The sequence below is a fragment of the Actinospineispora acaciae DSM 45401 genome, assembly GCF_000620785.1.
In the GTDB taxonomy this organism is placed as follows: Bacteria; Actinomycetota; Actinomycetes; order Mycobacteriales; family Pseudonocardiaceae; genus Pseudonocardia; species Pseudonocardia acaciae.
The window spans coordinates 73,858-93,422 of record NZ_JIAI01000011.1 but is presented as its reverse complement, the minus strand read 5'-3'; the positions used below and the strand labels follow the sequence as shown (position 1 = coordinate 93,422).

General features: G+C 70.6%; 18 protein-coding genes. 9 read left to right on the top strand and 9 right to left on the bottom strand.

From position 1 onward, the window contains the following. Positions 1 to 882: a glucose-1-phosphate thymidylyltransferase RfbA gene (rfbA, locus tag N912_RS0135750; protein ID WP_028926204.1), complete on the top strand. Its 882-nt coding sequence runs from the start codon at positions 1 to 3 to the stop codon at positions 880 to 882. A gap of 4 nt (positions 883 to 886) precedes the next feature. Here rfbA and N912_RS0135745 read toward each other — a convergent pair whose 3' ends face one another. Continuing rightward, positions 887 to 1,303, bottom strand: a complete 417-nt coding sequence (locus N912_RS0135745; RefSeq protein WP_028926203.1) for a GNAT family N-acetyltransferase — start codon at positions 1,301 to 1,303, stop codon at positions 887 to 889. Positions 1,304 to 1,345: 42 nt separating this feature from the next. Beyond that, positions 1,346 to 1,570: a hypothetical protein gene (locus N912_RS0135740; protein ID WP_037068354.1), complete on the bottom strand. Its 225-nt coding sequence runs from the start codon at positions 1,568 to 1,570 to the stop codon at positions 1,346 to 1,348. 90 nt (positions 1,571 to 1,660) lie between these two features. Between N912_RS0135740 and N912_RS0135735 the strand changes: the two genes are divergently transcribed. Genes N912_RS0135735 through N912_RS0135725 form a run of 3 tightly spaced genes read left to right on the top strand, consistent with a single transcriptional unit; the run spans position 1,661 to position 3,385 of the window. Continuing rightward, the gene (locus N912_RS0135735; protein WP_028926201.1) at positions 1,661 to 1,945 is read left to right on the top strand and encodes a hypothetical protein; all 285 of its coding nucleotides are present in this window, start codon (positions 1,661 to 1,663) and stop codon (positions 1,943 to 1,945) included. After that, positions 1,942 to 2,496, top strand: coding sequence for a DUF6879 family protein (locus N912_RS0135730; RefSeq protein WP_051581272.1), 555 nt, complete (start codon positions 1,942 to 1,944; stop codon positions 2,494 to 2,496). The genes N912_RS0135735 and N912_RS0135730 overlap by 4 nt, the downstream gene beginning before the upstream one ends. Positions 2,497 to 2,512: 16 nt before the next feature. Then, positions 2,513 to 3,385, top strand: coding sequence for a DUF5753 domain-containing protein (locus tag N912_RS0135725; RefSeq protein WP_028926199.1), 873 nt, complete (start codon positions 2,513 to 2,515; stop codon positions 3,383 to 3,385). Positions 3,386 to 3,500: 115 nt separating this feature from the next. Here N912_RS0135725 and htpX read toward each other — a convergent pair whose 3' ends face one another. After that, positions 3,501 to 4,361 carry a zinc metalloprotease HtpX gene (gene htpX, locus N912_RS0135720; protein WP_028926198.1) on the bottom strand — a complete coding sequence of 287 codons (861 nt, stop codon included), beginning with the start codon at positions 4,359 to 4,361 and terminating at the stop codon, positions 3,501 to 3,503. Between the two features lie 174 nt (positions 4,362 to 4,535). On the opposite strand from htpX, the gene N912_RS0135715 reads away from it, so the two are divergent. From N912_RS0135715 to N912_RS0135705, 3 genes are all read left to right on the top strand, one after another. Then, positions 4,536 to 5,330 (top strand): enoyl-CoA hydratase, encoded by a 795-nt coding sequence (locus N912_RS0135715; protein WP_051581271.1) that lies wholly within the window; start codon positions 4,536 to 4,538, stop codon positions 5,328 to 5,330. 140 nt (positions 5,331 to 5,470) lie between these two features. Then, entirely contained in the window at positions 5,471 to 7,402 is a 1,932-nt protein-coding gene (locus N912_RS0135710; protein WP_037068352.1) for a 2-oxoacid:acceptor oxidoreductase subunit alpha, read from the top strand. Next, the gene (locus tag N912_RS0135705) at positions 7,399 to 8,469 is read left to right on the top strand and encodes a 2-oxoacid:ferredoxin oxidoreductase subunit beta (RefSeq protein WP_028926195.1); all 1,071 of its coding nucleotides are present in this window, start codon (positions 7,399 to 7,401) and stop codon (positions 8,467 to 8,469) included. Before N912_RS0135710 ends, N912_RS0135705 begins: the two co-directional genes overlap by 4 nt. A gap of 10 nt (positions 8,470 to 8,479) precedes the next feature. Here N912_RS0135705 and N912_RS0135700 read toward each other — a convergent pair whose 3' ends face one another. Both N912_RS0135700 and N912_RS0135695 read right to left on the bottom strand, forming a co-directional pair. After that, the gene (locus N912_RS0135700) at positions 8,480 to 9,151 is read right to left on the bottom strand and encodes a sunset domain-containing protein (RefSeq protein ID WP_028926194.1); all 672 of its coding nucleotides are present in this window, start codon (positions 9,149 to 9,151) and stop codon (positions 8,480 to 8,482) included. Between the two features lie 112 nt (positions 9,152 to 9,263). Further along, positions 9,264 to 10,253, bottom strand: a complete 990-nt coding sequence (locus N912_RS0135695; RefSeq protein ID WP_028926193.1) for an AraC-like ligand-binding domain-containing protein — start codon at positions 10,251 to 10,253, stop codon at positions 9,264 to 9,266. A gap of 278 nt (positions 10,254 to 10,531) precedes the next feature. Between N912_RS0135695 and N912_RS0135690 the strand changes: the two genes are divergently transcribed. Together N912_RS0135690 and N912_RS56725 are read left to right on the top strand one after the other, a co-directional pair. Next, entirely contained in the window at positions 10,532 to 11,977 is a 1,446-nt protein-coding gene (locus tag N912_RS0135690) for an MFS transporter (protein ID WP_037068349.1), read from the top strand. Beyond that, the gene (locus tag N912_RS56725) at positions 11,974 to 13,326 is read left to right on the top strand and encodes an amidase family protein (RefSeq protein ID WP_037068346.1); all 1,353 of its coding nucleotides are present in this window, start codon (positions 11,974 to 11,976) and stop codon (positions 13,324 to 13,326) included. The genes N912_RS0135690 and N912_RS56725 overlap by 4 nt, the downstream gene beginning before the upstream one ends. Before the next feature lie 89 nt (positions 13,327 to 13,415). On the opposite strand, the gene N912_RS0135680 is transcribed toward N912_RS56725, so the two are convergent. The 4 genes from N912_RS0135680 to nuoL are packed head-to-tail and all read right to left on the bottom strand — an operon-like array spanning position 13,416 to position 19,549. Next, positions 13,416 to 14,378 carry a polyprenyl synthetase family protein gene (locus N912_RS0135680; RefSeq protein ID WP_051581325.1) on the bottom strand — a complete coding sequence of 321 codons (963 nt, stop codon included), beginning with the start codon at positions 14,376 to 14,378 and terminating at the stop codon, positions 13,416 to 13,418. Positions 14,379 to 14,419: 41 nt separating this feature from the next. Next, positions 14,420 to 16,054, bottom strand: coding sequence for an NADH-quinone oxidoreductase subunit NuoN (gene nuoN / locus N912_RS0135675; protein ID WP_037068344.1), 1,635 nt, complete (start codon positions 16,052 to 16,054; stop codon positions 14,420 to 14,422). Then, entirely contained in the window at positions 16,054 to 17,640 is a 1,587-nt protein-coding gene (locus N912_RS0135670; protein WP_245645665.1) for an NADH-quinone oxidoreductase subunit M, read from the bottom strand. Before N912_RS0135670 ends, nuoN begins: the two co-directional genes overlap by 1 nt. Positions 17,641 to 17,650: 10 nt before the next feature. After that, complete coding sequence (nuoL, locus tag N912_RS0135665; RefSeq protein WP_028926188.1) at positions 17,651 to 19,549, bottom strand: NADH-quinone oxidoreductase subunit L; 1,899 nt, start codon at positions 19,547 to 19,549, stop codon at positions 17,651 to 17,653. Positions 19,550 to 19,565: the final 16 nt, after the last annotated feature.

Below are 19,565 nucleotides of genomic sequence, written 5' to 3'. Positions count from 1 at the left end.
GTGAAGGGCATCGTGTTGGCCGGGGGCGCCGGCAGCCGGCTACACCCGATCACCAACGCGGTGTCCAAGCAGCTCCTGCCGGTCTACGACAAGCCGATGATCTACTACCCGCTGTCCGTGCTGATGTTCGGCGGCATCCGGGACATCCTGGTCATCTCCACCCCGACCGACCTGCCACAGTTCGAGCGCCTGCTCGGCACCGGCGAGGAGCTCGGGCTGAACCTGTCCTACGCCGAGCAGCCGCAGCCCAACGGCCTGGCCGAGGCGTTCCTGATCGGCGCCGACCACGTGGGCGGCGACTCCGCCGCCCTGGTGCTCGGCGACAACATCTTCCACGGCCCCGGCTTCCCCGCCCAGCTCCGCCGCAGCATCGCCGAGCTGGACGGCTGCGTGCTGTTCGGCTACCCGGTCAAGGAACCCGGCCGCTACGGGGTGGGCGAGGCCGACGCCGACGGCCGGCTCATCTCGATCGAGGAGAAGCCCGCGCGCCCGCGCTCCAACCGGGCGATCACCGGCCTGTACCTCTACGACAACGACGTGCTGGAGATCGCCAAGCAGATCCGCCCGTCCGCCCGGGGCGAGCTGGAGATCACCGACGTCAACCGCGCGTACCTCGAACGCGGCACCGCCAGGCTGATCGACCTGGGCCGAGGCTTCGCCTGGCTGGACACCGGCACCCACGACTCGCTGATCGAGGCCAGCCAGTACGTCCAGGTCCTCGAACACCGCCAGGGCATCCGCATCGCCTGCCTGGAAGAGATCGCGCTGAGCATGGGCTACATCGACGCCGACGCCTGCTACGCCCTCGGCGCCAAGCTCGCCGGCTCCCGCTACGGCGAGTACGTCATGTCCATAGCCCGCGCCGCCGGCGCCACCGCCTGACGCGTCAGGTACCGGGGGTGCCCGGGCGTTCCAGGTACGTCGTGTCCGGCGCGGCGAAGCCGAACTGCGCGTACAGGCCATGCGCGTCGGCGGTGTGCAGCGACCAGCGGAACTTCGCGCCCGGCCCCTCGTCGATCATCTTCCGGACGATCCGCTTGCCCAGCCCGTGCCCCCGGTGCTCGTCGAGCACGTACACGTCCGCCAGGTAGGCCAGCGAGTACCCGTCGGACACCCCTCGGGCGAACCCGACCTGCGCCCCGTCCGGCCCGTACGCCCCCACCACCCGCCACGCCACGCGCACCTGCGCCCTGATCACCTCGTCCGACCGCCACCGCGCCCAGTACGCCTCGGTCCGCAGGAACGCGCACACCGCGTCAAGATCGATCCGCCCAGGGTCGTCGTCCACCTCGTAGTCCGCCACGAGATCACCCTGACCGACGAACCACCGCCCGTCGACCCCGTTTCAGCCAGGGTTCATCCGCCGCAGCGCCGCCCGGTTCACCGCCTGCCCAAGGATGCGCGACGAACACGGCGCATCCGTCCGACAGCGCCAGCAGTACCCCTCCGCAGGGTGCTGCGCGAGCATCCGCGCCGCGATCCGGGGATCCAACGCCGCGATCAGCTCCGCCGTCTCCCACCTGTCCGTCGGGTCACCCGTCACAGGCTCGCCGCCTGAGGCTTCGGTCATGTCGAGAATATTATTCTTCTCCTTGCGAAAGTCAATCTAGAAGTGCAGGATGAGTAGCTCGACCCCCAACTTCACCAAGGTTGGTACTCCATGAAGCTCACCCGTCTCTGCAAGGCCGCAGACTCCTTGCGCGTTCAAGACTGCCCGGCCATGTATCTGGACGAAGACCCCGGAATGATGGTTGGCCAGGGCAAACGACTGGACGAGGACGCGACTGCCCAACTGCTGCACCTCGGCGAGGACGAGGCCGGCGTGGCCATCCCGACTGAGACGGTGCTTCGGGCGGCCGCACTGGTCCTGACCGCACACGGCCGAACCGAACTCGGCGCCGAGATCGAGACGTTCGTCGCCGGCAGGTGGGGAGTTGGCTTGTGAGCCGCTGGCTGTTCCCCAAGCAGAACGACCACGACATGGCCGAGTGGGGCGCGCTGTTCACCGGATATACCAAGCTGGCCTACCGGTTTGAAGCCCAGCAGATTTACTCGGACCCGGAGGAGGATGCGGCGATGGCCAGGTTCCTAGCCGGCCAACCGCACGGTCTCGACCTGTCGTTTCCGATTCCCAAGCTGCGCGCTCAGGCGGACGCCGGGCGGACCATGACCAGGGTTCGGTTAGTTGTCGAGCCACCGACCGACTACACACGGTTCGAACTCAGTGTGTACCCGGAGCTAGCCGCCGCCGGAAGCGATATTCGGATCATCGCCATATCCGAGCGAGAGTGGCCGGCCGGGCTGCCCCACCATGACTACTGGCTGTTCGACGATCACGACGTGTGGCGGATGTACTACAACGACGACTACACGTTCCACGGCGCCGAGCTGATCGAGGATCCAGACTTGATCACTCAGCATCTAGGGTGGCGTGACCTCGCACTCGCCCAGGCGGTGCCGCTGAACGACTACCTGGCCTCTCGCCAGACCGAATGACAGGAGCCAATCCCGATTGTCCAATCCGGCGTCCAGCAGGCCTGCGCTCGACGCGCTGGTAGCACGGCTGCGCGCGGCCCGCGAAGCGGCGGGCCTCTCCGGCAGCGGACTGGCTGCCGCACTCGGCGCGGGCTGGGCGCAGCCCAAGGTCTCCAAGATCGAGACCGGCCGCCAACTGCCGACCGTCGAAGAGATCACGGCGTGGGCCGGCGCAACCGGAGCCGACACGGAACAGCTGCTGGCTCTGCGGGCGAAGGCAACTGCCGAATACACCGCCTATAGGGAACGGATCACCGACGCCGGTGGCCCGCTCGGTGTACAGAACGAGGTCACCGCGCTCGCCGCATCATGTGCCTTCTTCGCCTCCTATCAGCCCGCGATGATTCCCGGCTATCTGCAGACACCCACCTACATGCGTGAGATGGCCGTGGGCGACGAGTTCCTGACCGAGGACGGCATTCCGCCGGATCAAATAGGCCACGTCATAGCGGCCAAGCTCCGGAGACAAGCACTCCTGTACGAGCCGGGAAGACAGTTCGTGCACGTCGTCGGCGAGGCCGCGCTGCGCACCCGGATCGGGGGCATGAGCCTCGCAACCCTGCGCGGACAGCTCGCCCACCTGGTTGAGATGGCCGAGCTGCCCACGCTCACGTTCGGCGTGATCCCGTTCTCGGTCCGCATGCCGTTCACCCCGCTGTCGGGCTGGGCCATGTACGACCGCGATCTCGTCGTGATCGAGACGCTCGACGGCAGCATGCAGATCACCGACCCGGATGCGTTGGCGCGGTACTCCCGCTGGCTGGACCAACTGCTGGAGGTCGCGCTCACCGGCGCCGACGCGGCCGAGTTCTGCCGCGCGGTGGCCGCGTCCCTGGCCGACGACGGGTAAGCGCGAGCGGCTATGAGCCGGCCCTCGGCACGGCCCGCCCACCCACGTCGTATGCCGCACACCTGCCTCAGCGCGTGTGCGGGGTACGGAGTGGGTGTGCCGAGCATTGCCGGAACTAGCGGCCGGCCATCTGCTCCAGGCGGCGGATGCGGTCGGCCAGCGGCGGGTGCGTCGAGAACAGCTTCGACATCCCCTCACCCGGCCGGAACGGGTTGGCGATCATGAGGTGGGACTGAGACACGAGCTGCGGGTCCGGCGGGAGCGGCGCGAGCTGAGTCCCCCGCTCCAGCTTGCGCAGCGCGGACGCGAGCGCCAGCGGATCACGAGTCAGCGCGGCCCCCGAAGCGTCGGCCTGGTACTCCCGCGAGCGGCTCACGGCCATCTGAACGACAGCCGCGGCGATCGGCCCGACCAGCGCGACCACGATCATGGCCAGCGGATTCGCCCGCTCGTCGTCGTCCCCACCGCCGAAGATGGACGCGAACATCGCCAGGTTCGCCATAAAGCTGATCATGGTGGCCAGCGCGCCGGCCACGCACGAGATCAGGATGTCCCGGTTGTAGACGTGCGACAGCTCGTGCCCCAACACCCCGCGCAGCTCCCGCTCGTCCAACATCTCCAAGATGCCGGTAGTAGCGCACACGGCGGCATTGCGCGGATTGCGCCCGGTGGCGAAGGCGTTCGGCGCGGCGGTCGGGCTGATGTAGAGCCGGGGCATCGGCTGGTGCGCGGTGTTGGCCAACTCGCGCACGATCCGGTACATCACCGGCTGCTCCGCCTCGGTCACCGGCCGCGCATGCATGGCCCGCAGCGCGAGCTTGTCGGAGTTGAAGTACGCGTACGCGTTCATCCCCAGCGCCGCGATCACCGCGATGAACAACCCGGTCTTGCCGAACAGCGACCCGACCAGCAACACCAGCGCGCTCAGCCCACCGAGCAGCACAGCGGTCTTGAGCCCGTTGAGGTGGTTGTGCACGACGCTTCACTTCCTCCCACAGACCGAGGCCGCTGCCCGAACCCAGCCGTGCGATAAACGATTGACGAACACCGCCGGTTCCGCGACCCGAGCCAACCGCCACGTGACATAGCCGACCCACCCACCGGACCGGGCCGCTCGGCGCCGGCCGGCCACAGCGGGCAAGATGCCGACATGGCCGACAACGCAGCGACCGACGTCGAGACCAAGCGCGAGATCCGCACCGAGCGGCGGGACGGGGTAGCGGTGATCACCGTCTCCGACCCGGCCAGGCGCAACGCGATGGCCATCGACCTGGCCGAAGACCTGGTCGCAGCGGTGAAAGACGCCGAAGCCGACGAGGCCATCGGCGCGGTAGTCGTGACCGGCGAGCCGCCCGGCTTCTGCGCGGGCGCGGACCTGAGCCAGCTCGGCGCCGCCGGCGGTTCCCGCGAGGACGGGTTACGCCGCATCTACCAGGGCTTCCTGGCCGTGGCGGAGTGCACGCTGCCGACCATCGCGGCGGTCAACGGGGCGGCCGTCGGAGCCGGCATGAACCTAGCGCTGGCCTGCGACGTGCGGCTGGCCGGGCCGAAGGCGCGGTTCGACTCGCGGTTCCTGAAGCTCGGGCTGCACCCAGGCGGCGGATACACCTGGATGGCCCAGCGCATCCTCGGGCCGCAGGGCGCCGCCGCTGTCACACTGTTCGGTGAGGTGCTCGACGCCCAGGAGGCCGAGCGCACCGGGCTGGTCTGGCGCGCGGTGGACGACCCCGTGACCGCCGCGGTCGAACTGGCCGCCCGCGCCGCCGCGGCACCCCGCGAGCTGGCCGTCACCACCAAACGGACCATGCGGGTGACCGACACCCTGCCCGCGCAGTCCGCCGCCGTGGACGTGGAGATCCGCGCCCAGCTGGCATCCCTGGACTCGCCGGCGTTCGCCGAACGGCTGGCCGCGCTCAAGGCCCAGGTCTCGGGACGGAACAAGTGATCGGCAGTTCACCTGGCGTTCCGGAAAACAGAACGTGACTGTGACGTGCACCCGGTCTTGACCGACAGGAACTCATGGTGGGACTACGCTCGATATCGGGCATGCCCTGCCCTGAGTCCGCGATCGACGGAAGACAACACATGACCATCCCGGACAGCACCGTCGAGGCAAGTGTCGAAGACGGCTCCCCTTCGTCCAACGGGAACTCGAACGGCCACCACCGCGAGGTACGCAAGCGCCAGCGCGTCGTCATCAGGTTCGCCGGCGACTCGGGTGATGGCATGCAGCTCACCGGCGACCGGTTCACCTCCGAGGCCGCCGCGTTCGGCAACGACCTGGCGACGCTGCCGAACTTCCCCGCCGAGATCCGTGCCCCAGCCGGCACGCTGCCCGGCGTCTCCAGCTTCCAGCTGCACTTCGCCGACTACGACATTCTGACCCCGGGCGACCGGCCGGACGTGCTCGTGGCGATGAACCCGGCCGCGCTCAAGTCCAACATCGCCGACCTTCCGCACGGCGGCATCCTCATCGCCAACTCCGACGAGTTCACCAAGCGGAACCTGACCAAGGTCGGCTACGACGCCAACCCGCTCGAGGACGACTCGCTGTCCGCCTACACCGTGCACAGCGTGGCCATGGCCACCCTGGCGCGCGGCGCGCTGGCCGAGACCGGGCTGTCCAAGAAGGACGCCGAGCGGGCCAAGAACATGTTCGCCCTCGGCCTGCTGTGCTGGATGTACCACCGGCCCACCGAGGGCACCGAACGCTTCCTGCGGGAGAAGTTCGCCCGCCGGCCCGAGCTGGCCGAGGCCAACATCCTCGCCTTCCGCGCCGGCTGGAACTACGGCGAGACCACCGAGAGCTTCGCCGTCACCTACGAGGTGGCCCCGGCCAAGCTCAAGCAGGGCATCTACCGCCAGATCACCGGCAACACCGCGCTGGCCTACGGCATCGTGGCGGCCGGCCAGCAGTCCGGGCTGCCCGTGTTCCTCGGCTCGTACCCGATCACCCCGGCCTCGGACATCCTGCACGAGCTGTCCAAGCACAAGTCCTTCGGCGTGACCACGTTCCAGGCCGAGGACGAGATCTCCGGCATCGGCTCGGCGATCGGCGCGGCGTTCGGCGGCGCGCTCGGGGTGACGACCACCTCCGGGCCCGGCATCTCGCTGAAGTCCGAGGCCACCGGCCTTGCCGTGGCACTGGAGCTGCCGCTGCTGGTCATCGACGTGCAGCGCGGCGGGCCGTCCACCGGGCTGCCCACCAAGACCGAGCAGGCCGACCTGCTGCAGGCCATGTTCGGCCGCAACGGCGAGTGCCCGCTGCCGATCATCGCGCCGCGCTCGCCCGGCGACTGCTTCGCGGCCGCGCTGGAGGCCACCAAGCTGGCCGTCACCTACCGCACCCCGGTGATGCTGCTCTCGGACGGTTCGCTGGCCAACGGCTCCGAGCCTTGGAAAGTCCCCGAGGTGCACGATTTGCCGCGGATCGACCCCGGCTTCGCCACCGAGCCGAACGCCACCGACGACTCCGGCGACTTCTGGCCGTACCAGCGCGACGACGACACGCTGGCCCGGCCGTGGGCCATCCCCGGCACCCCGGGCCTGGAGCACCGGATCGGCGGGCTGGAGAAGGCCGACGGCAAGGGCTCCATCTCCTACGACCCGGACAACCACGACCGGATGGTCCGGCTGCGCCAGGCCAAGATCGACCACATCCCGGTGCCGGACATCGAGGTGGACGACCCGGACGGCGACGCCGAGGTGCTGGTGCTGGGCTGGGGCTCCACGTACGGGCCGATCGGCGCCGGCTGCCGCCGGGTGCGCGGGCTCGGGATGTCCGTCGCCCAGGCGCACCTGCGCCACCTCAACCCGCTGCCGGCCAACCTCGGCGACGTGCTGCGCAGCTACCGCACGGTGCTGGTCCCGGAGATGAACCTGGGCCAGCTCGCGCTGCTGCTGCGCGGCCGGTACCTGGTGGACGTCAAGTCGTACACCAAGGTCTCCGGGCTGCCGTTCCGGGCCGAGGAGCTGCAGAACGTGTTCATCGACGCGTTGAAGGGGGATCTGCTGTGACCGCGACCGACCTCGGCTTGCCGTCGATCGGCGGACTGGACGGCATCCCGACCACCGACGAGAAGCAGACCGCCAAGGAGTACACCTCCGACCAGGAGGTCCGCTGGTGCCCCGGCTGCGGTGACTACGCCGTGCTGGCCGCCGTGCGCGCCTTCCTGCCGCAGCTCGGGCTGCGCCGGGAGAACGTCGTGTTCGTCTCCGGCATCGGCTGCTCGTCGCGCTTCCCGTACTACCTCAACACGTACGGCATGCACTCCATCCACGGGCGCGCGCCGACGATCGCCACCGGGCTGGCGGTGACCCGGCCTGACCTGTCGGTGTTCGTGGTGACCGGCGACGGCGACGCGCTGTCCATCGGCGGCAACCACCTGATCCACGCGGTGCGGCGCAACGTCAACATGACGATCCTGCTGTTCAACAACCGGATCTACGGGCTGACCAAGGGCCAGTACTCGCCCACCTCGGAGATCGGCAAGGTCACCAAGTCGACCCCGATGGGCTCGCTGGACCAGCCGTTCAACCCACTGTCGGTGGTGCTCGGGGCGGAGGCGACGTTCGCGGCGCGCGCCATCGACGCGAACCGCGCCGAGCTGACCGAGGTGCTGCGCGCGGCCGCGGCGCACCGAGGCACGTCGTTCGTGGAGATCTACCAGGACTGCCCGATCTTCAACGACGGCGCCTTCGACGTCATCCGGCGCGGCGGCGACGAGTCCAAGCAGCGGTTGATTCCGTTGAAGCACGGCGAGCCGATCCGGTTCGGCGCGGACGGCGAGCTGGGCGTGATCCGCTCCGAGGACGGGTACGGGCTGAAGGTCGCGCCGGTGGCCGAGGTCGGCGAGGACGCCGTGGTGGTGCACGACGCCTCCCGGGACGACCCGAGCTTCGCGTTCGCGTTGTCGCGGCTGTCCGACCAGGACCTCACGCACACGGTGACCGGCGTGTTCCGCTCCGTGCAGCGCCCGACCTACGACGACGGCGCCCGCGCCCAGCTCACCGAGGCGAAGGCCCGCAAGTCCCCCGACCTGGCCGCGTTGCTGCGCGGCAACGACACCTGGACGGTGGAGTAGGCCTCGCGCGTCAGCGCGCGGCGGTGAAGCCGGCTCGCTCGGCGTCCTCGGCGGTGCGGAACCAGAGCTGGGCGGTGGTGCGGGCGTAGTAGGGCGAGGCGTCCGTGTAGTAGCGCTTCACCGCGAGGTTCGCCTTGATCCGGTACTCGGACGAGGGCGCCGAGCCGTCCGGGCGGGGGTGCGCGGCACCGGGGTACGGCGGTTCCGTAGCGCGCTCGTCGGCCGGCTCGGGGTTATCGGCCGGTTCGGGGTCGTCGGCGGCGGGGTCGGCCGCGGTGTCGTCGGCGGCGGCTCGGGGTACGGGCATCAGCGGGCGTCTCCGGGCGCCCGATCCCGGTGACAGGCTCGAGGTGAACCGTCCGACGTCCAGGGCGGCCAGCGCGGAGTCCACCCCGGCCACGGGGGCCGGCGGCCGGGGCTCGGGTTCCGGCGGACCGGCCTCGCGCGCGGCCGGCTCGGCAGGGTTGGCATCGGCCGGCCGCACCTGGTCGTTCGGATCCGGCGGGCCGGGATCGGAGTCCGGCGGCGTCTCGATGACGTTCGCCTCGGCCTCCCGTTCCGCCCGGGCTCGACGCCGCCGCACCGCGCGCATCCGTACCCCGATCACGACGATCGCGACGAGCACCACGATCACCGCGAGGACCAGCGGCAGAACCGGTCCGTGCTGCAACAGCTCCGCCATCGTCTGCCCTCCCTCCGGTCTGATCGGTGAAGATAATCACAGAACAACCCGCGTCAGGCCACGCCCGGAGACCTAATTCCCGAAATTTTCTATAGCACAACCAGGTGATCGATCAGGACGACGGCAGGCGGCGGTGTTCGCGCGGGCTGTGGCCGTACCGCTTGGTGAACGTCCTGGTGAAGTGCGCGGCCTCCTTGAAGCCGTTGCGGGCGGCCAGCTCGGCGATGGTGTGGCCGGCCAGCCGGGGGTCGGTCAGGTCGCGGGCGGCCAGCGCGAGCCGGCGGTCCAGCACGTAGCGGGAGACAGTGGTGCCCTCGTCCTGGAACAGCGCGTGCAGGTAGCGGACGGAGATGGCGCAGCCGGCGGCGATCGCCGTGGGCGTCAGGTCCGGCGAGCGCAGCCGCTGGTCGATGAGCCGCTTGGCGCGCATCAGGTGCACGCTCCGGGGCATCGGCGGGCGGGCCACGGACACGCCGCGCTGGTCGCACAGCTCGGCCAACGACGCCGCGACCAGGTCGACCGCCGCCGCGCCCAGATGCAGCGCCCGCTCCGAGCCGTCCGCCCCGGCGCCGGCGTGGATGTTCGCCAGCAGCGGGCGCAGCAGGGAGCCGGTGAAGCCGTCGGCGCGCACGGCCGTCGCGGTCAGCTCGGGCAGCCTCGGCACCAGGCCGGCGAGCAGCTGGTCGGGGATGTGCAGCACGAACATATCGAACGACTCCCGGAACCGCAGCCGGTACGGGCGTGAGGTGTCCGAGAGCGCGAAGTCGCCCGCGTTGAGCACGGCCGAGCGACCGTCCTGCATGAGCACGTCACAGCGGCCGGTCAGCGGCATGTTGATCAGCTGTGAGTGCGTGTCGGAGCGCGCGATCGCCCGGGCCGAGCGGGTGACCTCGTGCGCGGACACCCGCATCCGGCTCACCCGCACCGCGCCGGCGCGCACGCTGCTCAGCGACCCGGTGAACTCCTCGGCCGCGACCAGCCGGCGCGCGTCCAGCTTGACGAAGACGTCACAGATGACGTCCTGCCAGTAGTCGAACCGCTCCCGCCGCGCGACCTCGGTGGACAGGTCGACGGCGAAGTCTCCACCAGGAGGGCTATTCATGAATCCGTCTAGCGACGGCGGGCCAGGGGCGGCGGGGAGGTGGCGGATGGATGCAGCCCGCCCGAGCGACGGATCCGCGCCAAACGGACGTCACAGGAAAGACCGACGTGACGGCGCGCGACCGCCGGAGGCGGTCTCGATGAATAGCCCGACTCCTGAAGAAGACACCAGCTGCGCGCACGGACAATTCCTTGTGCTCTCTGAGCCAACCGTGTGGGTGAGTATGAGAGATACGCTCGCCGCCCACAAGAAGTCGGGCCGAGCACCGAAGGTCGGTCATGAGCAAACCAGAACAGGCCTCACGAGGCCTGGGCAGCGACGTCTCGACGCTGTCCGCGCGGCTGGACCGGATCGAGGAATGGAGCCTGACCAGGCTGTTCTTCGTGATCATCGGGCTGGGCATGCTGTTCGTCCAGTACGACGTGTTCGACATCAACGTGTCGTTCATCCAGACCTGCGTGGACATCAAGCCGGGCTGCACGCCGCTGAACGCGCTCGGCTCGATCAACATCCCGATCCTGGTCAGCCTGATCGGCTACGGCATCGGCGCGCTGACCATCGCGCCGCTGGCCGACTGGTTCGGCCGCCGCCAGATCCTGATGTTCACCATGGCGCTGACCGGCGCCGGCTCGCTCTACAGCGCGCTGAGCGGGGACTTCACCAACTTCTCGGTGTCGCGGCTGGTCACCGGCCTCGGCATCGGCGCCGACCTGGCGGTGATGAACACCTACGTCAACGAGGTGGCGCCGCGCCGGACCAGGGCCAGGTTCACCTCGATCCTGTTTCTGCTGGCGGCCGTCGGCGGCGCACTGGCCGTCTGGCTGGGGCTGATCCTGACCACCCAGCCGGCGCCCTGGCCGGACGGGCTGCCGTTCGCGCTGGCGTCCGGGCCGTCCGGGCCGCAGTGGCGCTGGATGTACGTGCTCGGCGCGCTGCTGGCGCTGGCGTCGGTGCTGCTGCGGGCGAAGCTGCCGGAGTCGCCGCGCTGGCTGCTGGTCACCGGCCGCACCGCCGAGGCCGAGACGGTCATCCGGGACATGGAGCGCCGCGCCGAGCGCCGGGGGCCGCTGCCCGCGCCGGCCACCGATGCCCCGGCGCCGACGCTGGCCGGCCCCGGTGCGTACCGCGAGCTGTTCGGAGATCCGGTCTACCTGCGGCGCTGCCTGATCCTCGGCGGCGCGTGGATGGCCGGGTACGTGACCCTGTACGCCTTCGGCGCGGGCTTCACCAGCGTGCTGACCGCGTTCGGCTACTCGCCCCCGGCGGCCGGGATGGTCTCGGCGGTCGGCCTGCTCGGCTTCGTGGCCAGCGCGGTGGTCGCGGTGTGGTACTCCGAGGCGCTGGAGCGCAAGTACTGGCTGCCGGTCGGGGCCGCGGTCGCGGTGGTCGGGGCGGTGCTGGTCGCGCTGGCCGGGGGCAGCCCGGCGCTGGTGTTCCTCGGCGCGGTGATCTCGTTCTTCGGCCAGAACGTCTGGGTGGCGCCGCAGTACGCCCTGACCGCCGAGAGCTTCCCCACCCGGTGCCGCACCACCGGCTACGCGGTGTCCGACAGCATCGGGCACGTCGGCGGCGGGATCGGGGTGTTCGTGGTCGCCGGGTTCGCCGCCTCGCTGGCGCCGCTGCCGGCCCTGCTGTTGCTGGTCGGGTTCCTGGTGGTCGCCGCGATCGTCAACCTGTTCGCGGCCAGTACCCGCAACCGCCGGCTCGAGGAGGTGTCCCGATGACGGGCTTGGACGATGCCGTCCTCGGCCGCGCCACCAGCCAGGCGCTCACCGAGCGGGCGCTGGACGCGCTGCGGCGCCACGCCGACCGCAACGCGGTGATCACGCTCGCCGAGGAGCCGGCGCTGCGCGCGGCCTGGCAGGTCGACCACCAGCGCGGCGAGGCCGGCCCGCTGCACGGCGTGCCGATCGTGGTCAAGGACAACATCCACGTCGGCGGGCTGCCCAACACCGCGGCGACGCCCGCGATGTCCGGCTTCGTGCCGGCCGGCGACGCCCCGGCGGTGGCTCGGCTGCGAGCGGCCGGCGCCGTGGTGCTCGCCAAGGCCAACATGCACGAGCTGTCCATGGGCGTGACCGGCGCGGCGTCGGCGGCCGGGCCCGCGCTCAACGCCCGCGACGCCGGGCACATCGCCGGCGGCAGCAGCTCCGGGACCGCCGTGGCGGTGGCGTTGGGCGTGCCCGCGGGCCTGGGCACCGACACCGGCGGGTCCGTGCGGATCCCGGCCGCGCTCAACGGCGTGTGCGGGCTGCGGCCCACACGCGGGCGCTACCCCACCGAGGCGATCACACCGCTGTCCGGCACCAGGGACACGCCCGGCCCGATCGCGCACACCGTGGCCGACCTCGCCCTGTTGGACAGCGTCCTGGCCGGCGAACCGGTCACCCGACCGCTCGTACCCCCCGCCACGGGGCTCCGGATCGGGGTGCCCACCTCGTGGCGCCGCGCCCCCGCCGACCCTTCGACCGTTGACGCCTTCGAGGCCGCGCTGGAGCTGTTGCGGGGCGCGGGCGTGACGGTCATCGATGTGCCGAACTTCGAGGTCAACGACGTCGAGCAGCGGATCGGCCTGCCGATCGTCGCGTTCGAGGCCCGCCGCGAGCTGACCCGCTACCTCGCCGCGTACCTTCCGTCCCTCACCCTGTCCGACCTGGTGGAGAAGGTGTCCGGGGAGCGGGTGCGGGCCTTCTTCCAGGGCTGTGTGCTGGACGGCGCCCCGGGCGCGATCGCCGAGGAGGCGTACGACCACGCGATAGCGCACGGCCGTGGCGAGCTGCACAGCGCGTACCGGCGCGCGTTCGGTACCTACGACCTGCACGCGTTGGCGTTCCCGACCACGCCCCAGCCCGCCGCCCCGGCCGGCGCCGACGAAGCGAGCGCCTTCGATGTCCTCACCCGCAACACCGCCCCCGGCAGCCTCATCGGCCTCCCCGGCCTGACCCTCCCGATCCCGACCGAGAACCTCCCGATCGGCCTGTCCCTGGACGGCACCCCCGGCGGCGACCGCGCCCTGCTCGCCACCGCCCACCGCCTGGAGCACATCCTCACCCAGGTGACCGCCCGTACCTGAGGCCCGCCGCCTACCTACCGGGTCCGCCGCACACCTCGCACCGTGTGCGACACCCCAACAAGGTGTGCGGCGGCCGGCAAGGAGGCCGGTCAGCCGGTGCGGTCGACCACGTACTCGGTGAGGGAGGCCAGGGCGTCGCGGGCGGTGCAGGAGGGGAGGGCGACCAGTTCGGCGCGGGCGGACTCGGCCTGGGCGCGGAGGGTGTCGCGGGCGCGGTCCAGGCCGTCGCCGGCGCGCAGCAGCGCCAGGGCCTCGTCGACCAGGGCGTCGTCGGTCAGGGGCGCGGACAGCAGCGAGCGCAGGCGGTCGGCGCCCGGGGACTGCACGGCGTAGAGCATGGGCAGCGTGGAGACGCCCTCGCGCAGGTCGGTGCCGGGGGTCTTGCCCGAGCTCTCCTTCGGCGAGGCGATGTCGATCACGTCGTCGGAGACCTGGAACGCGGTGCCGATGATCTCACCGAACCGGCGCAGCGCGGCCACCTGCTCCAGGGTGCAGCCGGCGAACATCGCGCCGTACCGGCCGGCGGTGGCGATCAGCGAACCCGTCTTCTCCGCGACCACCGCCAGGTAGTGCTTCACCGGGTCCTCGCCGGCGCGCGGGCCTCGGGTCTCGCGCATCTGGCCGGTGACCAGCTCGGCGAAGGTGTCCGCGATGATCCGCACCGCCTCCGGGCCGAGGTCGGCGACCAGCCGCGACGCGTGCGCGAACAGGAAGTCGCCGGTGAGGATGGCCACCGAGTTGTCCCAGCGGGCGTTCGCGCTCTCCGCGCCCCGCCGCATGGTGGCCGAGTCCATCACGTCGTCGTGGTACAGCGTGGCCAGGTGCACGAGCTCCACCACGGCGCCGGCGGTGACCACGCCCGGCGAGTCCGGCTGCGGGCCGACCTGGCCGGCGAGCAGGGTGAACAGCGGGCGGAACCGCTTGCCGCCGGCGTCGATCAGGTGCAGCGACGTCTCGACCACGAAGTCGTAGTCGCTGCGCACCTCGCGGTGGAGCACCTCCTCGACGCGGGCCAGCCCGTTGTCGATGGCCTCGGCCAACGCCGGGTCCATGAAGTCGATCCCGGCCACCCGACTCGATTCCTGCACGCCTTTCAGCTTACGAACCCTCCGGCGCCCGCCCACGTCAAGGCCAACGTGGGAACCACCCCGAGCAGCAGCGTGATGAGCACGCCCAGCGTGATCGCGGCGGTGGTGAACGCGCCGGGGACGGTCACGGTGGGGCCGTCCGGCGCGGGCTCGCTGAAGTACATGAGCACGATCACCCGCAGGTAGAAGAACGCGGCCACCGCGCTCGCCACCAGGGCGATGATCACGAGCGGTGCCATGCCGTCCGCCAGCGCCGCCGAGAACACCGCGAACTTGCCGGTGAAGCCGCTGGTCAGCGGGATGCCGGCGAGCGCGAGCAGCAGGAACGACATGATCGCGGCGGTCACCGGGGAGCGCTTGGCCAGGCCGGCCCACTGGGACAGGTGGGTGGCCTCGCCGTTGCCGTCGCGCACCAGGCTGATCACCGCGAACACCGCCAGCGAGGTGAAGCCGTAGGTGAGCAGGTAGAACAGCGTGCCGGACAGCCCGGACTCGGTGATCGCGATCGCGCCGACCAGGATGAAACCGGCGTGCGCCACCGAGGAGTAGGCGACGAGGCGCTTGATGTCGGTCTGGGTGAGGCCGATCACCGCGCCGATCACCATGGACGCGATCGCCACGGCCCAGAGCACCCCGCGCCACTCCCACCGGGTCACCCCGAACCCGACGGTGAGCACCCGCAGGATGGCGCCGAACGCCGCCACCTTGGTCGCCGCCGACATGAACGCGGTGACCGGGGTCGGCGCGCCCTGGTAGACGTCCGGGGTCCAGGTGTGGAACGGCCCGACCGAGGCCTTGAACAGCAGCCCCACCACCAGCAGCGCCAGCCCGCCGAACAGCAGCGTGTCCGAGCGCTGCGAGCCGGCCGAGGCCGCCGCGATGTCGGCCAGCTTCACCGAGCCCGCGTAGCCGTACAGCAGCGCCAGCCCGTACAGGAAGAACGCCGAGGCGAACGCCCCCAGCAGGAAGTACTTGACGGCCGCCTCCTGGGAGAGCAGCCGGCGCCGCCGCGCCAGCCCGCACAGCAGGTACAGCGGCAGGCTCAGGACCTCGAGCGCGACGAACATGGTCAGCAGGTCGTTGGCCGCGCAGAAGGTCATCATGCCGGCCAGCGCGAACAGGGTCAGCGGCAGCACCTCGGTCTGCATGCCGGCCCGCCCGGCGGTGATCCGGTCCTGCGGCGTGCCCGGCGGGATCACCTCGCGCCGGGTCTCACCGGAGCCGGGGCCGTTGCCGCCCGCACCGACCGCCGCCGGCACCCGAGCGGTCTCCACGCCCGCGGCGTCAGTGATGAACGACCCGCCCGGCTCCACCGAGCGGTCCGCGATCAACAGCACGCCGCCGAGCCCGAGCGCCAGCAGGGTGCCCCACAGGAACAGCGTCGGGCGGTCCACCGAGATCGAGCCGGCCAGCGTCACCACCGGCTTCGCGCCGCCGACCGCGTACGCGCCGAGCAGCACCCCGGCCACCACCAGCGCCAGCAGGGTCAGCGTGACCTGCGAGGCCCACCGCTGGTGCCGGGGCAGAAACGCCTCCACCAGCACGCCGAGGCAGGCCGCCGCCAGGATGACCAGCAGCGGGGACAGCGGGAAGTACGCCACCGAGGGCACCTCCGCCACCGCCCCCTGAGCCAGGAACATCACTTCAACCCTCCAACCGGGTCGGGCAACCCGACCTCATGCATGGTCGCCGTCACCGACGGGTTGATCACGTCCAGCACCGGCCCCGGGAAGAAGCCGATCGCCAGCACCAGCGCGACCAGCGGGACCAGCACGCCGATCTCCCGGCGGGTCAGGTCCGCGAACGCCCCGCGCACCGCCGGGTCACCGACCGAGCCCGGCCCCGGCACGGACGCGAGCACCGCGTTTCCCCGCACCGGCCCCTGGAACAGCCGCTGGTACACCCACAGCACGTACAGCGCGGCGAAGATGATCCCGACCGTTGCGATGATCGTGTACACCGGCTCGCGCGGGAACGACCCGATCAGCACCAGGAACTCGCTGACGAACGAGTTCGTGCCCGGCAGCGCCAGCGAGGCCAGCCCGGCCACCAGGAACGACCCGGCCAGCGCCGGGGTCAGCTTGGACACCCCGCCGTAGTCGGAGATCAGCCGCGACTCGCCGCGCGCGATCAGCATGCCCACGGTGATGAACAGCATGCCGGTGGTGATGCCGTGGTTGACCATGTACAGCACCGAGCCGGCGAACGCCTGGGACGAGAACGCGAAGATGCCCAGCGAGATGAACCCGAAGTGCGCGATCGAGGTGTACGACACGAACCGCTTCATGTCGTCCTGGCCGACCGCGAGCAGCGCCGCGTAGATGATCCCGATCACGGACAGCACCAGCACCAGCGGCGCCAGCGTCTTGGACGCGGCCGGGAACAGCGGCAGGCAGTAGCGCAGGAAGCCGAAGGTGGCCACCTTGTCCAGCACGCCGACCAGCAGCACGCCGGCCCCGATCGGCGCCTCGGCACCGGCGTCGGGCAGCCAGGTGTGCAGCGGCACCAGCGGGGCCTTGATCGCGAACGCCACGAAGAACCCGAGGAACAGCCAGATCTGCACCGACTCGGGCACGCTCGCCGCCAGCGACTGCAGCGCGGTCCAGCTGAACGTGCCACCCGTGGGCAGCCGGTCCGCGCTGACCACGTACAGCCCGATCACCGAACCGAGCATGATCAGCCCGCCGAGCAGCGAGTACAGGAAGAACTTCACGGCCGCGTACTGCCGCTTCGGCCCGCCGAACCGGCCGATGAGGAAGTACATCGGCACCAGCATGGCCTCGAAGAACACGTAGAACAGGAACACGTCGGTGGCCGCGAACACGCCGACCAGCAGGCCCTGCGTCGCCAGCAGCAGCGAGTAGAAGCCGGCCGCGCTGCGCCCCTCCGGCAGCCGGTCCGCCCACGACGAGCCCATCACGATCGGCACCAGCACCGCGATCAGCGCCAGCATGACCAGCGCGATGCCGTCCACGCCCAGGCTGAGCCGGGTGCCGAACGCCGGGATCCACGGCACGTCGAACACCAGCTGGAACCGGGTCAGGTAGGCCAGCCCGATCGAGTAGGAGAACCAGGCCACCGCCGTCAGCGCCAGCTCGGCCAGCGCGAAGACCATCGCCATCGCCTTGGCCGCGCGCGCGTTCTCCTTCAGCGTGGCCACCGCCCCCGCCCCGACCAGCGGGAGCAGCAGCAGGATGAGCAACAGGGAGCTCTGAGACACGTTCACCGAATAGTCCTCACTGGGTCCCGAAGCGGACGGCCAGCAGCGCCGCGATGATCAGTACAGTGCCGCCGAGCATGCTCAGCGCGTAGGAGCGCACGAACCCGGTCTGCAACCGGCGCATCCGCCCGGAAGTCCCCCCGAGCAGGGCGGCGATCCCGTTCACGATGCCGTCCACGCCCTTGTTGTCCAGGAACACCAGCGCGCGCGACAACCAGGTGCCTGGCCGGGCGATGAGCGCCTCGTTGATCGCGTTGGCGTACAGGTCGCGGCGCGCGGCCTGTACCGGGAACGACACCGGCTCCGGCCGCGTGACCGGCACCGCCCGCCGGCCGACCACCAGGTACGCGATCAGCACGCCCAGCGCGGAGAGCACCAGGGTGCCGGTGGCCACCGTGGTGTGCGACAGGATGCCGTGCCCGCCCTCTTCCAGCTCGCCGAGCGTAGGGGAGAGCCACTTCATGATCGCGTGGTTGGACTGCAGCGCGAACCCGGCGAACACTGAGCCGACCGCCAGCAGCACCATCGGGATGGTCATCACCGCCGGCGACTCGTGCGGGTGGTACTCGTGCCCGTCCGGCGCGCGCAGCTCCTTCCAGCGTTCCTTGCCGAAGAAGGTCATCAGCATCAGCCGGGTCATGTAGAACGCGGTGAGTCCGGCGGCCAGCATGGCGGCGCCGCCCATCACCACCCCGCGCCAGCCCGGCTGCGCGGCGGCCGCCTCGATGATCGCGTCCTTGGAGAAGTAGCCGGACAGGAACGGGAACCCGATCAGCGCCAGGTAGCCCAGCCCGAACGTCCAGAAGGTGATCGGCATGTACTTGCGCAGCCCGCCGTAGTGGCGCATGTCCACGTTGTCGTTCATGCCGTGCATCACCGAGCCGGCGCCGAGGAACAGCCCGGCCTTGAAGAAGCCGTGGGTGAGCAGGTGGAAGATGCCCAGCGCGTAGCCGGCCGGCCCGAGCCCGACGCCGAGCATCATGTAGCCGATCTGGCTGACCGTGGAGTACGCCAGGACCTTCTTGATGTCGTCGTACGCGCAGCCGATGATCGCGCCGATGAGCAGCGTGATCACCCCGACCAGGGTCACGATCAGCCGGCCGTCGTCGCTCACGTTGTAGATCGGGTTGGTCCGCGCGACCAGGTAGACACCGGCGGTGACCATGGTTGCGGCGTGGATGAGCGCGGACACCGGGGTCGGGCCCTCCATCGCGTCCGGCAACCAGGCCTGCAGCGGGAACTGGCCGGACTTGCCGCAGGCGCCGAGCAGCAGCAGCACGCAGATCGCCAGCACCGTGCCGTGACCCAGCTCGCCGACGCGCGCGAACACCTCGCTGTACTGGATGGTGCCCAGGTTCGTCCAGAGCAGGAAGATCGCCAACGCCAGGCCGACGTCGCCGACCCGGTTCATCAGGAACGCCTTCTTCGCGGCGGTGGCCGCCGAGGGGCGGTCCTGGTACCACCCGATGAGCAGGTACGACGCCAGGCCGACGCCCTCCCAGCCCAGGTAGAGCAGCACGAAGTTGTTGCCGAGCACCAGCAGCAACATCGCCGTGACGAACAGGTTGAGCTGGGCGAAGAACCGCCGCCGGCCCGGATCCTCGGCCATGTAGCCGATCGAGTAGATGTGGATCAGCGAGCCGACGCCGGTGATCAGGAGTACGAACGTCAGCGACAGCGGGTCCAGGCGCAGCCCGAAGTCCACGTGCAGGTCGTTCACCGCGATCCAGCTGAACAGCTTGAGCTCGGTGGTGCGCTGCTCGGGCGCGGCGCCGAGCGCCTGGAAGAACAGCGTGAGCCCGATGGCGAACGAGGCGAGCACGGTCAGGCAGCCCAGCACGTGCCCCCAGGCGTTCGCCCTCCGCCCGGCCAGGAACAACACCGCCGCGCCCGCCGCCGGCAGCGCGAACAGCAACCAGGCGTACGAACCG

Coding starts and splice junctions, on each gene's coding strand:
- N912_RS0135740 (WP_037068354.1), bottom strand. CDS start 1,570: ATGACCGAAGCCTCAGGCGGCGAGCCTGTGACGGGTGACCCGACGGAC.
- N912_RS0135735 (WP_028926201.1), top strand. CDS start 1,661: ATGAAGCTCACCCGTCTCTGCAAGGCCGCAGACTCCTTGCGCGTTCAA.
- N912_RS0135715 (WP_051581271.1), top strand. CDS start 4,536: ATGGCCGACAACGCAGCGACCGACGTCGAGACCAAGCGCGAGATCCGC.
- N912_RS0135710 (WP_037068352.1), top strand. CDS start 5,471: ATGACCATCCCGGACAGCACCGTCGAGGCAAGTGTCGAAGACGGCTCC.
- N912_RS0135700 (WP_028926194.1), bottom strand. CDS start 9,151: ATGGCGGAGCTGTTGCAGCACGGACCGGTTCTGCCGCTGGTCCTCGCG.
- N912_RS0135695 (WP_028926193.1), bottom strand. CDS start 10,253: ATGAATAGCCCTCCTGGTGGAGACTTCGCCGTCGACCTGTCCACCGAG.
- N912_RS0135690 (WP_037068349.1), top strand. CDS start 10,532: ATGAGCAAACCAGAACAGGCCTCACGAGGCCTGGGCAGCGACGTCTCG.
- N912_RS56725 (WP_037068346.1), top strand. CDS start 11,974: ATGACGGGCTTGGACGATGCCGTCCTCGGCCGCGCCACCAGCCAGGCG.
- N912_RS0135680 (WP_051581325.1), bottom strand. CDS start 14,378: ATGGACCCGGCGTTGGCCGAGGCCATCGACAACGGGCTGGCCCGCGTC.
- nuoN (WP_037068344.1), bottom strand. CDS start 16,054: ATGTTCCTGGCTCAGGGGGCGGTGGCGGAGGTGCCCTCGGTGGCGTAC.